At 72.8% G+C, this 12,883-nt stretch carries 11 protein-coding genes; 9 read left to right on the top strand and 2 right to left on the bottom strand.

Translation table 11 applies throughout. The features are described from left to right. Positions 1-230 precede the first annotated feature (230 nt). The 7 genes from dnaK to BJ981_RS04960 are packed head-to-tail and all read left to right on the top strand — an operon-like array spanning position 231 to position 8,936. Positions 231-2,129, top strand: coding sequence for a molecular chaperone DnaK (gene dnaK, locus BJ981_RS04990; protein ID WP_184608532.1), 1,899 nt, complete (start codon positions 231-233; stop codon positions 2,127-2,129). Positions 2,130-2,153: 24 nt separating this feature from the next. Further along, on the top strand, positions 2,154-2,792 hold the full coding sequence (locus tag BJ981_RS04985) for a nucleotide exchange factor GrpE (RefSeq protein ID WP_184608531.1): 639 nt from the start codon (positions 2,154-2,156) through the stop codon (positions 2,790-2,792). 10 nt (positions 2,793-2,802) lie between these two features. Continuing rightward, a complete protein-coding gene (locus BJ981_RS39010; RefSeq protein WP_184608530.1) occupies positions 2,803-3,777 on the top strand; it encodes a DnaJ C-terminal domain-containing protein in 975 nt (324 codons plus the stop codon). 42 nt (positions 3,778-3,819) lie between these two features. Then, positions 3,820-4,104 (top strand): chaperone modulator CbpM, encoded by a 285-nt coding sequence (locus BJ981_RS04975; protein ID WP_184608529.1) that lies wholly within the window; start codon positions 3,820-3,822, stop codon positions 4,102-4,104. 53 nt (positions 4,105-4,157) lie between these two features. Next, on the top strand, positions 4,158-6,797 hold the full coding sequence (gene clpB, locus BJ981_RS04970; protein ID WP_184608528.1) for an ATP-dependent chaperone ClpB: 2,640 nt from the start codon (positions 4,158-4,160) through the stop codon (positions 6,795-6,797). A 10-nt stretch (positions 6,798-6,807) separates the two neighbouring features. Next, positions 6,808-7,242 carry a thioredoxin gene (gene trxA / locus BJ981_RS04965; protein ID WP_184608527.1) on the top strand — a complete coding sequence of 145 codons (435 nt, stop codon included), beginning with the start codon at positions 6,808-6,810 and terminating at the stop codon, positions 7,240-7,242. Further along, entirely contained in the window at positions 7,239-8,936 is a 1,698-nt protein-coding gene (locus tag BJ981_RS04960; RefSeq protein ID WP_184608526.1) for an FAD-dependent oxidoreductase, read from the top strand. The genes trxA and BJ981_RS04960 overlap by 4 nt, the downstream gene beginning before the upstream one ends. Positions 8,937-8,983: 47 nt before the next feature. Here the strand turns inward: BJ981_RS04960 and erm are convergent, their stop codons facing one another. Then, positions 8,984-9,841: an ErmE/ErmH/ErmO/ErmR family 23S rRNA (adenine(2058)-N(6))-methyltransferase gene (gene erm / locus BJ981_RS04955; protein ID WP_184608525.1), complete on the bottom strand. Its 858-nt coding sequence runs from the start codon at positions 9,839-9,841 to the stop codon at positions 8,984-8,986. A gap of 756 nt (positions 9,842-10,597) precedes the next feature. Here erm and BJ981_RS04950 point away from each other — a divergent pair. Next, positions 10,598-11,179: an ATP-dependent Clp protease proteolytic subunit gene (locus BJ981_RS04950; protein ID WP_204070454.1), complete on the top strand. Its 582-nt coding sequence runs from the start codon at positions 10,598-10,600 to the stop codon at positions 11,177-11,179. Positions 11,180-11,204: 25 nt separating this feature from the next. Further along, complete coding sequence (locus tag BJ981_RS04945) at positions 11,205-11,888, top strand: ATP-dependent Clp protease proteolytic subunit (protein ID WP_275422317.1); 684 nt, start codon at positions 11,205-11,207, stop codon at positions 11,886-11,888. A gap of 140 nt (positions 11,889-12,028) precedes the next feature. Here the strand turns inward: BJ981_RS04945 and BJ981_RS04940 are convergent, their stop codons facing one another. Further along, the gene (locus tag BJ981_RS04940) at positions 12,029-12,874 is read right to left on the bottom strand and encodes an NAD(P)H-binding protein (RefSeq protein WP_204070450.1); all 846 of its coding nucleotides are present in this window, start codon (positions 12,872-12,874) and stop codon (positions 12,029-12,031) included. Between the last annotated feature and the right edge of the window lie 9 nt (positions 12,875-12,883).

Raw genomic sequence — 12,883 nt, 5'->3', positions numbered from 1 at the left:
TGTAGGGGTGACGGCGTGCCGGCGGGCCGCGCGGGCGGTTTCCCCTGCTCGGTGCGGGTGGGGGAGCGGTCGGGCCGGACCGAACGACTGTCAGGTTGGAGGATGTGGCGTCCGGCTCGGCTGAGCAGTGTCGAGTGTGTGGGGTATGGGGCGCGGCGCCCGCTTGCGGGTCCGTGCCGGCCGCGTGTTGAGCGGGCGCGTGGCCAGGGGCAGGACCCGGGGAGGACGTCATGGCCAAAGCAGTAGGAATCGACCTCGGAACCACGAACTCCGTCATCGCGACGACGGAGGAAGGACAGCCCGTCGTCATCCCCAACGCGGAGGGCCAGCGGACGACGCCGTCGGTCGTGGCGTTCACCGAGGGCGGCGAGCGCCTGGTGGGCCAGCTCGCCCGCCGGCAGGCCATCCTCAACCCCAAGGGCACGATCTACTCCGTCAAGCGCTTCGTCGGCCGCCGCTTCGACGAGGTGCAGAGCGAGATCAACGCGGTGTCCTTCGACGTCGTGCCCGGCCCCGACGACGCGGTCCGCTTCTCGGTCAGGGGCAAGCTGTACGCGCCGGAGGAGATCTCCGCGATGATCCTGCGCAAGCTCGTCCAGGACGCCTCGAAGTTCCTCGGCGAGAAGGTCACCGAGGCGGTCATCACCGTCCCCGCGTACTTCAACGACGCCCAGCGCCACGCCACCCGCGACGCCGGCAAGATCGCCGGCCTGGAGGTCATGCGGATCATCAACGAGCCGACCGCGGCGGCGCTGGCGTACGGGCTGGACAAGAAGGGCAGCGAGACCGTCCTGGTCTTCGACCTCGGCGGCGGCACCTTCGACGTCAGCGTCCTGGACATCGGCGAGGGCGTGATCGAGGTCCGTTCCACGGCGGGGGACACCCACCTCGGCGGCGACGACTTCGACCGGCGCATCGTCGACTACCTGGCCGACGAGTTCCAGCGGCAGGAGGGCATCGACCTGCGCCGCGACCCCCAGGCGCTCCAGCGGCTGTTCGAGGCGGCGGAGAAGGCCAAGGTCGAGCTTTCCTCGGTGACCCAGACGACGGTCAGCCTGCCGTTCATCACCGCCGACGCCAACGGCCCCAAGCACCTCAACACCACCCTGATGCGCTCGACGTTCGAGGAGATCACCCACGATCTGGTCGAGCGCACGATGGGCCCGGTCAAGCAGGCCATGGAGGACGCCAAGCTCACCGCCGACGACCTCGACGAGGTCATCCTCGTCGGCGGCTCCACGCGCATCCCGGCCGTGCAGAACCTCGTGCGGCGGCTCACCGGCGGCAAGGAGCCGAACATGAGCGTCAACCCCGACGAGGTGGTGGCCGACGGCGCCGCCATCCAGGCCGGGGTCCTGAAGGGCGAGGTCAAGGACGTCCTCCTCCTCGACGTCACGCCGCTGTCGCTCGGCATCGAGACGCTGGGCGGCGTGATGACCAAGGTCCTGGAGCGGAACACCACGATCCCGGCCCGCCGCACCGAGACGTTCAGCACCGCCGAGGACAACCAGAGCGCCGTGGACGTGGTCGTGCTGCAGGGCGAGCGCGAGCGCGCGGCCGACAACCGGGCGCTCGGGCGGTTCCGGCTGGAGAACATCCGCCCGGCCCCGCGCGGCGCGCCGCAGGTCGAGGTGACCTTCGACGTGGACGCCAACGGCATACTCAACGTCACGGCCCGGGACAAGGACACCAACGCCGAGCAGCGGATCACCATCAGCGAGAGCTCCAACCTCGACAAGGGCGAGGTCGAGCGCATGGTGCGGGACGCCGAGCAGCACCGCGGCGAGGACGCCAGGCTCCGCGAGGCCATCGACGCGAGGAACGAGCTGGACTCGGTGGCCTACCAGGTCGACCGCCGGATCACCGAGCTCGGGGACGCGGTGCCCGTCCACGAGAAGGCCCGCGCCGAGCAGCTCGTCGCCGACGCGCGGCAGGCCATCAAGGAGGAGGCCCCGATCGAGCGGCTGCGCGACCTCACCTCCGAGCTGCAGCAGGTCTATCACTCGCTCGGCGCCGTCTCCGCCGGCGAGCCCGCGGGCGCCGGGGCGGGGACGTCCGGGGCCCCGCGCGGCGAGGGCGGCGGCGGTGACGACGAGGTGATCGACGCCGAGTTCACGACCTCCGACTGATCCGCGCGGCGGGGATGGAGCGACATGGCTGATCGACATGAGGAAAGGCCGCCGGACGCGGTGGCGCACGACGGCCCCGTGGGCGGCGGCTCCACGGGGCCGGTCCCCGGCGCCCCCGGGACCGGGCCTCTGGACTCGGGCGCGCGCGTGTCACCGGCGTCGCGCGCGCCCGAGCTCGAGGACGTCCAGGACGAGGAGGCCGAGACCCCGGTCGAGGACATGGAGGCGAGGATCGCCGAGTTGGAGGACCGCTGGCTGAGGTCCGCCGCCGAGCTGGACAACTTCCGCAAGCGGATCGCCAGGGACGCCGAGCGCATCCGCACCGACGAGCGGGACCGGGTCGCCGGCGAGTGGCTGCCGATCGTGGACAACCTCGACCTCGCCCTGCGGCACGCCCGCGCGGCCGGCGCGGCGGAGAGCGCGATCGTCGAGGGCGTGCGCGCGGTGCGCGACCAGGCGATCGGCCTGCTGGCACGGCTGGGGTTCCCGCGGCACGACGAGGTCGGCGTCCCGTTCGACCCGAAGACGCACGAGGCGATGGGCACGGTCGAGAACGCCGAGGTCCCGGCGGGCACGGTCGTGGAGACCGTGCGCCCCGGCTACGGGGAGGGGCGGCACCAGTTGCGGCCCGCCTCGGTGATCGTCTCGACCACGCCGGGCTAGGGCGGCGACGATGGCGGCGGGCGACTTCTACCAGGCGCTGGGGGTGCCGAGGACGGCCTCCCAGGACGACATCCAGCGCGCGTACCGCAAGCTCGCCCGCTCCTACCACCCCGACGTGAACAAGGACCCGGGGGCGGAGGAGAAGTTCAAGGACATCTCGGAGGCCTACGACGTGCTGTCCGACCCGGACAAGCGGCGCCGGTACGACGCGTTCGGCCCGGAGTGGCGCTCGGTGCCCGAGGACGTCGACCCCGAGGCGTGGTCGCGGGCGCGCGCCGGGGCCGGGGCGGGCCGGGCCGGGGGGCCATGGGGACGCGCGGGCGGCAGGCGCACGGCCGGGCAGGGCAAGGGCTTCCGGTTCTCCGCGGGCGAGGGCATCGACATCGACCTGGAGGACCTGCTCGGCGGCATGTTCGGCGGGCGGGCCGGCGGCGGCTTCGGGGCGGTCGCGGGCGCCGACCAGGAGGCCGAGATCACGCTCAGCGTGGCCGAGGCGTACCACGGCGGGCGGCGGCCGATCACGATCCAGGGACCCGAGGGGCCGAGGACGCTCCAGGTCACGATCCCGCCCGGCGTGACCGACGGCCGGCGCATCCGGCTGGCCGGCCAGGGCGGGCGGGGCTCGGACGGAGGCCGTGCCGGGGACCTGTACCTGGTCGTCCGGATATCCGATCCCCGGTACCGCGTCGAGGGCCGCGACATCTACGTCCCGCTGCCGCTCACCCCGTGGGAGGGGGCCCTCGGCGCGACCGTCGCCGTCGGCACGCCCGGCGGCGACACCAAGGTCAAGGTGCCGCCCGGCACGTCGAGCGGGCGCCGCCTGCGCCTGCGCGGCCGGGGCCTCCCGAACGCCAAGGGCGCGCCCGGCGACCTGTACGCCGAGGCCCGGATCTCGGTGCCGCGCCAACTCGGCCGCGAGGAGCGCGAGCTGTACGAGCGGCTCGCGGCGATCTCCGACTTCAATCCCCGGAAGGGGACGCCATGACCGGCGCGACGGCGGCGCGCCGGGGCCGGGAGGGAGGCGATCATGACGACGTCGTTGGTGCGGATGCCCGGCATCGGGCTGGAGGCGTTCGCGCGCGCCGGCGGGATGCATCCCGAGCTGGTGCGGCGGCTGGTCAGGCTCGGGCTGCTGGAGCCGATGTCCGGGCCGGGCGGCGACCTGAGGTTCCCGCCCGCCCAGCTCGTCCTGCTCGGCAGGATCGAGCGGCTGCACTCCGGGCTCGCGCTGAACTACTCCTCGCTCGGCGTGGTGCTGGACCTGCTCGACCGCATCGAGCGACTGGAGGACGCCCTGCGGCACCGTCCATGATCGGGCGGCCCGCGGAGCCGCCGTACCCGACCACGACCTAGGGGAGCCACATCGTGGACCCGAACCGACTGACCCAGAAATCGCAGCAGGGGATGCACGACGCCCAGACCAAGGCCATCCGGTACGGGCACACCGAGGTGGACGGCGAGCACCTGCTGCTCGCCCTGCTGGAACAGCCTGACGGGCTCGTGCCCCGCCTGGTCGCGGCGGCGGGCGGCGACCCGGAGAAGCTGCGCCTCGAGCTGGCCGCCGAGCTGGAGCGCCGGCCGCGGGTGAGCGGCCCCGGCGCCGCGCCCGGCCAGGTGTACGTCACCCAGCGCCTGTCCCGGTTGCTGGACGCCGCCGACGCCGAGGCGCGGCGGCTGAAGGACGAGTACGTCTCGGTCGAGCACCTGCTGCTGGCGCTGATGGACGAGGGCCCGGAGACCGCGGCGGGCCGCCTGCTCGCCGGTCAGGGACTGAGCCGGGACGGCCTGCTGAACGCGCTGACCCGTATCCGGGGCAACCAGCGGGTGACCTCGGCCAACCCGGAGGTCGCCTACGAGGCGCTGGAGAAGTACGGCCGCGATCTTGTCACCGACGCGCGGGCCGGCAAGCTGGACCCGGTGATCGGCCGGGACGGCGAGATCCGCCGCGTGATGCAGATCCTGTCGCGCAAGTCGAAGAACAACCCGGTGCTGATCGGCGACCCCGGCGTCGGCAAGACGGCCATCGTCGAGGGCCTGGCCCAGCGGATCGCGCGCGGCGACGTGCCCGAGGGGCTGAAGGACAAGGCCGTCTTCGCGCTCGACATGGGCGCGCTGATCGCCGGGGCGAAGTACCGCGGCGAGTTCGAGGAGCGGCTGAAGGCCGTCCTCAGCGAGGTCAAGGCGTCCGAGGGGCGGATCCTGCTGTTCATCGACGAGGTGCACAACGTGGTCGGCGCGGGCGCCACCGAGGGCGCCATGGACGCGGGCAACATGCTCAAGCCGATGCTGGCCCGCGGCGAGCTGCACCTGATCGGCGCGACCACGGTCGGCGAGTACCGCCGGTACATCGAGAAGGACGCCGCCCTGGAGCGCCGCTTCCAGCCGGTGTTCGTGGACGAGCCGTCGGTCGAGGACGCCATCTCGATCCTGCGCGGGCTGCGCGAGCGGTTCGAGGTGTTCCACGGCGTGCGCATCCAGGACAGCGCGCTGGTGGCCGCCGTCCTGCTCAGCCACCGCTACATCTCCGACCGCTTTCTGCCGGACAAGGCGATCGACCTGGTGGACGAGGCGTGCGCGATGCTGCGCACCGAGATCGACTCCATGCCCGCCGAGCTGGACGAGCTGACCCGCCGGGTGATGCGGCTGGAGATCGAGGAGGCGGCGCTGTCCAAGGAGGACGACCCGGCCAGCGTGCGGCGGCTGGAGGCCCTGCGCAAGGAGCTGGCCGACCTGCGCGCCGAGGCCGACGCGATGCGCGCCCAGTGGGAGGCCGAGCGGCACGCGCTCAAGCGGGAGCAGCAGCTCCGCCAGGAGATCGAGGCGGTGCGGCGCGAGGCCGAGGCGGCCGAGCGCTCCTACGACCTCAACCGGGCCGCCGAGCTGACGCACGGCAAGCTGCCCGAGCTGGAGCGCAGGCTGAACGCCGCCGAGGAGCAGCTGGAGGCCAAGCACGGCGTCCACCGGCTGCTGCGCGAGGTCGTCACCGAGGACGAGATCGCGGGCATCGTCTCCCGCTGGACCGGCATCCCGGTCGCCCGGCTGCGCGAGGGCGAGCGCGAGAAGCTGCTCCGGCTGGACGACATCCTGCACGAGCGGGTGATCGGCCAGGACGAGGCCGTGAACGCCGTCACCGACGCGATCATCCGGGCCCGGTCGGGGATCAAGGACCCGCGCCGGCCGATCGGGTCGTTCATCTTCCTCGGCCCGACGGGCGTCGGCAAGACCGAGCTGGCCAAGGCGCTGGCGGAGGCCCTGTTCGACAGCGAGGACAACATGGTCCGCGTCGACATGAGCGAGTACCAGGAGCGGCACACGGTCAGCAGGCTCGTCGGCGCCCCACCCGGCTACGTCGGCTACGAGGAGGGCGGCCAGCTCACCGAGGCCGTGCGGCGCAAGCCGTACTCGGTGGTCCTGTTCGACGAGATCGAGAAGGCCCACGCGGACGTGTTCAACACGCTGCTCCAGGTGCTGGACGACGGGCGGCTGACCGACGCCCAGGGCCGCACGGTGGACTTCCGCAACACCGTGATCATCATGACCTCGAACATCGGGTCGCACTACCTCAGCGAGCGGGTGTCGAGGACCGGCGAGATCGCGCCGGACGTGCGCGACCTGGTGATGGCGGACCTGCGGGCGCACTTCCGCCCGGAGTTCCTCAACCGCGTGGACGACACCGTGCTGTTCAAGCCGCTGACCGAACCCGAGATCGAGAAGATCGTCTCCCTGATGTTCAAGGACGTCCGCAGCCGCCTCGCCGACCGGCGCATGACCTTGGACGTCTCGCAGGACGCGCTGCGGTACATCGCCGAGCAGGGCTTCGACCCCGTCTACGGCGCCAGGCCGCTGCGCCGCTTCATCGCCCGCGAGGTCGAGACCCGCGTCGCCCGCGCCCTGATCGCCGGGGACGTGCGCGACGGCGCGGTGATCCACGTGGACGTCGTGGACGGCCGGCTCACCGTCACCTGGAACGACCCGGGCGACGGCGGGGAGCGGCCACCGGAGTGAGGAGGGGCCGATGTCATCGAGCAGCGTCGTCCGGTGCCCCGCGTGCGGGCGGGACAACCGCGTCCCCGCGGCGGCCGGCGGGGTGCCGCGCTGCGGGAACTGCCACAACGCGCTGTCGTGGACCGCCGAGGCGGGCGACGACGACTTCGCCCAGGTGGTGGAGGCGTCCTCCGTCCCCGTCCTGGTGGACTTCTGGGCGGAGTGGTGCGCGCCGTGCCGCGTGGTGACCCCGGTTCTCGAAGGGCTGGCCACCGAGCTGGCGGGCACGGTCAAGCTCGTCAAGGTGAACGTCGACCGCGCGCCGAGGACGGCCGAGCGGTACGGGATCCAGGCCGTCCCCACCCTGATGATCATGAATCGGGGGCGGATCGTCGCCCAGCGCGCGGGCGCGGCCCCCGGGCCGGAGCTGCGGCACTGGGTCGACGAGGCCCTCGTCACGGCATGAGCCCGGCGCACGAGACCCCCGACCTCTACGGGGCGTTTCCACGGCTCGGCCCGGAGGAGACGGCGCTCCTCGCCGCGTACGGCACCCGGCACCCCACGCTGCCCGGCGAGGTGCTCATCCGCGAGGGCGAGCGGTGGCCCGCCTTCTACGTCGTCCTCGACGGCACGGTCGCCGTGATCGAGGCCTCCGGGCACGAGGAACGCGTGCGCGCCGTGCACGGGCCCGGCCGCTTCCTCGGCGGGCTGGGACTGCTCACCGGGCAGGCCGAGGATCTGCGGGCCGTCGCGTGCGATCCGGGCGTGGTGCTGTCGGTGCCGGTCGCGGACCTGCGGGGGGTGGTGGACGAGCACCCCGGCATCGGGGACGTGATCCTGCGGGCCTACCTGATCCGGCGCGGCGTCCTCGCCGAGCTGGAGTCGGGCCTGCGCATCCTCGGCTCACGCCACGCGCCGGGGTCGCGGCGGCTGCGCGAGTTCGCGGCGCGCAACCGGCTCCCGCACAAGTGGATCGACCTGGAGGACGACAAGGAGGCCCGGCAGCTGCTCGACCACCTCGGGTTCACGCCCGCCGACGTGCCGGTGGTCATCCTGCACGGCGAGAAGGTGCTGCGCGCGCCCGGCGACGCCGAGGTGGCGCGGGCGGGCGGGATACCCGCGCCGCTGGCCAGGGAGATGGTCGGCGACCTCGTCGTGGTCGGCGCGGGGCCCGCCGGGCTGGCCACCGCCCTCTACGCGGCCTCCGAGGGCCTGTCGACGGTCGTGGTCGACGCCGTCGCCACCGGCGGCCAGGCCGCGGCGTGCGCGCGGACCAAGAACCACCTCGGCTTCCCCGCCGGGATCTCCGGCGGCGAGCTGGCCGAGCGCGCGGCCGACCAGGCCCGGGAGGCCGGCGCCGAGTTCACCGTGCCCGCCAGGGCCGTGTCCCTCAACCGGCGCGAGAGGTACTACGTCGTCGGCCTGGAGGACGGCAGGTCCGTCAACGCGCACACGGTCGTCGTCGCCACCGGCGTCCGCTACCGCACGCTGGAGGTGCCCGGCGCCGCCGAGTTCCAGGGGGCGGGCCTCCACTACGCGGCCACCCTGACGGAGGCCAAGCTCTGCCTGCGCGCCCCGGTGGTCGTCGTCGGCGGGGGCAACGACGCCGGGCAGGCGGCGATCTATCTCGCCCGGCGCGCGGCCCGCGTCCGGCTCCTGGTCCCCTCGGCCGACCTCGGCAGGAGCATGTCGCGGTATCTGGCGGACGAGCTGCGGCGCGACCCCGGCGTGCGGATCCTCCTCAACACCGAGGTCAGGGAGCTGGTCGGCGACGCGGGCGGCGAGCTGCGCGCGGTCGTCGCGCAGGACACGCGCACGGGCGAGCGCCGCGAGATCGAGGCCGTGGCGGTGTTCGTCCTCATCGGCGCCGAGCCCCAGACCCGCTGGCTGTCGGGCGAGGTCGCGCTGGACGAGCAGGGCTTCGTCCTCACCGGCCCCGACGTGGCGCGCCTCCCGGCGTCCGGGACGGCCGCCCGCGGTGAGCCCTGGCACGAGCGCGGCCGTCCCTTCCTCCTGGAGACCAGCCTGATGGGCGTGTTCGCCGCCGGCGACGTGCGCGCGGGCTCGGTCAAGCGGATCTCGTCGGCCGCGGGCGAAGGGTGCGTGGCCGTCCACCTGATCGACGAACACTTGAAGACGACCGGCCACCCCCCGGCCTGACCGCGTCCTCCGTCGTCACGGGGGGCGGGCGGGCCGGGGGCGGCGGCTCAGCGGTCCTGGAGGACCTGCCAGAGGGTCGTCCACCGGTCCGGGTGAACGTGGGCGACCACGGTGGCCGGAGGGATCCCCGCCTGGGCGAGGGCCGCGTCCACGTGCCCGGGGGTGTGGCGGGTGAGCAGGGAGGCGCGCAGGGTGCCGCCGACCCCCTGGAAGCCCAGGTCCACCAGGGCGTCGTACCCGGCCGCCGCCTCCGGGGGGAGCAGCGGCGCGGGCCGCCGGTCGAGGCGCAGCACGGCCGAGTCCACGGCCGGGACCGGGCGGAACGCCTCCCGGCCGACGCGGCCCGCCAGGCTCCAGGAGAACCACGGCCAGGTCCGCACGGTCAGCAGGCTCCAGCGGCCGAAGTCGCCGGTGCGCTTGCGCGCGTACTCCAGTTGCGTCAGCAGAGTCGCGCCGGTGAGGGCGGGCGCCCGCAGGCACCAGTCGACGATCCGGGACGTGGCCGCGTACGGGATGTTCCCCACCACGGCGAACGGTTCGCGCGGCGCGCGGGCGGCCAGGAAGTCGCCGCGCACCACCTCGATCCGCGCGTCGTCCCTGGTACGGGCGGCGAGCCTGCCCGCGAGCAGGACGTCGATCTCGTACGCGACCACCTTCCCGGCGCGCGCCGCCAGCGCCCGCGTGAGGACGCCCTCCCCGGCGCCCGGTTCGAGCACCAGGTCTCCGGGCCGCGGGCCCGCGGTCTCGACGATCCGGGCCACCACGTCCCGGTCGATCAGGAAGTTCTGCGACAACTCGCGCCGCGCGCGGTCGCGCTCGGTACGGCCGCCGCCGCGGCCGTCCTGCCGGCCGGTGTGCCTTTTCTGCGTGTGAGAGAAATCGCCGTGGGCGAAAGAACGCGCCATTGTGAATGCCCCTTCGGGTCCGAGAGGAAACAGGTCTCGGAGGCCCTGGGCAGGCGGCGACGACGCCGGTCCCCGCGGTGATCCGCGGGAAAGGCGTGTGGGAGGCGAGCGTGAATACGATCGGAGTCGCCGACGCGGTGGGAGGACGACGGTGGCGCGCGCGTGCCGTCACGCGCGGTCACACCGGAACGCGTCCGCCGGGACGCCGCGTCAGGTCTCGCGTCCCCGCCGGGCCAGGGCCGGCAGGACGCGGGGGCGCTTGACCAGGCACGGTTCGCGGCGAACCGGCCGGTCGGCCGAGATGAGGGACCACTGGAGCACGCCTCGACCCTAGGAACCGCCCCACCGGATCGGCAACCGATTTATCCGCCACCTCGGGGAGTCCCCGGCCGGGACGGCCCTGTCGGGACGGTCGCGCCGGACCGGGCGCGGCGGCGTGCGGGCACGAGCCACGCCGGGCGCCGAGGGCCCGCCTAGCACAGAAACCACTCGTTCAAACGCCGGAGAATACGTTCTCAGCGAAATTCGTTAAGAGCGTAATCATCGGGATGGAATGTGCCTAGAGTGAAAAGTCTGTCCCGTGGCAGGAATATCTGGCAGCGTGAAGGTCATCTTGTGACGTGGACAAAAGCGTCATGACCCCGGCGACTTATATATGGGAGCAGGTGACCAAAGGTGACCCCGAGGCGTTCTTCCCGTGACCCCCTCACGGCCGCCCACCAGACGGATTCGCATCCCGTCGACGTCCGGCCTTCGCTGATCGACCCGTTGGGCCAGCGCCTCCTGCGCGAGCGCATCATCTTCCTCGGCAAAGAGGTCGACGACGAGATCGCCAACCGCATCTGCGGGGAGTTGCTGCTGCTCACCGCCGAGGACTCCGACCGCGACATCTTCCTCTACATCAACTCGCCCGGCGGCTCGGTGTCGGCCGGGCTGGCGATCTACGACGTCATGCAGTACATCCCCAACGACGTCGCGACGGTGGGCATCGGCCTCGCCGCCTCGATGGGCCAGTTCCTGCTGACCGCGGGCACCCCCGGCAAGCGGTACGCGCTGCCGCACACCCGCGTCATGATGCACCAGCCGCTCGGCGGCATCGGCGGCACGGCGGCCGACATCAAGATCCAGGCCGAGCAGATGCTCTTCACCAAGAGGCTCATGGCCGAGCGCATCGCCTTCCACAGCGGCCAGCCCGTCGAGCAGATCGAGCGCGACTCCGACCGCGACCGGTGGTTCACCTCCGAGGAGGCCAAGACCTACGGCCTGATCGACCAGGTGGTGCCGAGCGCCAGGGACGTCCCCTCCGAGGGCCCGGTCTCCTCGCCCAGCCCGCAATGACCGTCACCCCGCGAACGGAGCCAGCGTGAACGACCCGATCTCCCGGGGCGGGCAGGGTTTCCCGTCCGGCGTGGCGCCCATCGAGGCCAGGTACGTGCTGCCGTCCTTCACCGAGCGCACCACGTACGGCGTCAAGGAGATGAGCCCCTACAACAAGCTCTTCGAGGACCGCATCATCTTCCTCGGCGTGCAGATCGACGACACCTCGGCCAACGACGTCATGGCCCAGCTGCTGACCCTGGAGTCCATCGACCCCGACCGCGACATCAGCATCTACATCAACTCGCCGGGCGGCTCGTTCACGGCCATGACGGCGATCTACGACACGATGCAGTTCGTCAGGCCCGAGGTCCAGACGGTGTGCATCGGCCAGGCGGCGTCGGCCGCCGCCGTGCTGCTGGCGGCGGGCGCGCCCGGCAAGCGGTTCGCGCTGCCGCAGGCCCGCGTCCTGCTCCACCAGCCCGCCATCGAGGGCACCTTCGGGCAGTCCAGCGACATGGAGATCCAGGCCCGCGAGATCCTGCGGCTGCGCGCGCTGCTGGAGGACCTCATCGCCCTGCACAGCGGCAACCCCATCGACGTGGTGCGCCGCGACATCGACCGGGACAAGATCCTCACCGCCGACGAGGCCAAGGCCTACGGCCTGGTGGACGACGTGTTCCTGCCCCGCAAGCGGGTGTCGGCCAAGGAGCCGGCCCCGGTGCGCTGAGACGCGAGGGCGCCCGCCCCGAACACGGGACACCGCCGGCGAAGTAGATCCGACGGCGACGGCCCCGTGATCACGTGAGTGATCACGGGGCCGTCGCGGTGCCGGGAGGCCACGCGGTCGCCGGGACGCGTACCTGCGGATCAGGTGGTCCGGAAGGCGTCGGCGTTGCGTGCGCACCAGGCGGCGAAGGTACGGGGCTTGCGCTGGAGCAGGCGCTCCACGGTGTCGGTGCGGAATCCGGCGGTGTCGGCGCGCATGAGGTGGAACCCCTCGATGATGGCCTCGGCCAGCGCCGGGGGCGCCCCGTTGGGGAATCGGGAGGCGACGGCCTCCTCCGCGGTGTTCACCGCCCGGACCGCGATGTCCCGGCCGGCCGCCGCAGCGAGGATCTTGACCTGGTCGACGACGGTGAACAGCTCCTCGCCTGTGAGAACGTATTCCTGGCCTTGGTGGCCGTCGCCGGTCAGAGCCAGGGCGGCGACGGCGGCGATGTCGGCGGGGTCGATCGGCGCGTATCGGCCGGGGCCGGCCGGATCGAGGACGTAGCCCCCCTGGCGGATGGTGGGCAGCCAGTCGAAGGCGTTGGTCATGAAGCCGCCGGGCCGCAGGAAGGTGGCCGGGATGCCGGAGGCCCGGATGGCCTGCTCGCGTTCGTGGTGCCAGCGACCCATGGCGGGCATGGGGTCGCCGAGCACGTTGAACGAGGACAGGTGCACGATGTGGCGCACCCCCGCGGACCGGGCGGCGGCTACGGCGTGCCTGGTGTGGTCGAGGCCGATGCCGGGGGTGAGGAGGAACAGCCGGTCGACGCCGGCGAAGGCGGGCGGCAACGTCGCCGGATCGCTCAGATCCGCCACGACCCGCTCGGCCCGCTCAGGCGACGTGGTGGCGCGGGCCGGGTCGCGGACCAGGACGCGGAACGGTACGCCGAGCTCGTCCAGTTCGCGGGCGAGCTCGCGGCCGACGTTTCCGGTGGCACCGGTCACCAGTATCAT

Source organism: Sphaerisporangium krabiense (genome assembly GCF_014200435.1).
In the GTDB taxonomy this organism is placed as follows: Bacteria; Actinomycetota; Actinomycetes; order Streptosporangiales; family Streptosporangiaceae; genus Sphaerisporangium; species Sphaerisporangium krabiense.
The sequence above is the reverse complement of the archived record's forward strand: the minus strand, read 5'-3'. Positions and strand labels throughout refer to the sequence as shown.

Coding starts and splice junctions, on each gene's coding strand:
- dnaK (WP_184608532.1), top strand. CDS start 231: ATGGCCAAAGCAGTAGGAATCGACCTCGGAACCACGAACTCCGTCATC.
- BJ981_RS04985 (WP_184608531.1), top strand. CDS start 2,154: ATGGCTGATCGACATGAGGAAAGGCCGCCGGACGCGGTGGCGCACGAC.
- BJ981_RS39010 (WP_184608530.1), top strand. CDS start 2,803: ATGGCGGCGGGCGACTTCTACCAGGCGCTGGGGGTGCCGAGGACGGCC.
- BJ981_RS04975 (WP_184608529.1), top strand. CDS start 3,820: ATGACGACGTCGTTGGTGCGGATGCCCGGCATCGGGCTGGAGGCGTTC.
- trxA (WP_184608527.1), top strand. CDS start 6,808: ATGTCATCGAGCAGCGTCGTCCGGTGCCCCGCGTGCGGGCGGGACAAC.
- BJ981_RS04960 (WP_184608526.1), top strand. CDS start 7,239: ATGAGCCCGGCGCACGAGACCCCCGACCTCTACGGGGCGTTTCCACGG.
- erm (WP_184608525.1), bottom strand. CDS start 9,841: ATGGCGCGTTCTTTCGCCCACGGCGATTTCTCTCACACGCAGAAAAGG.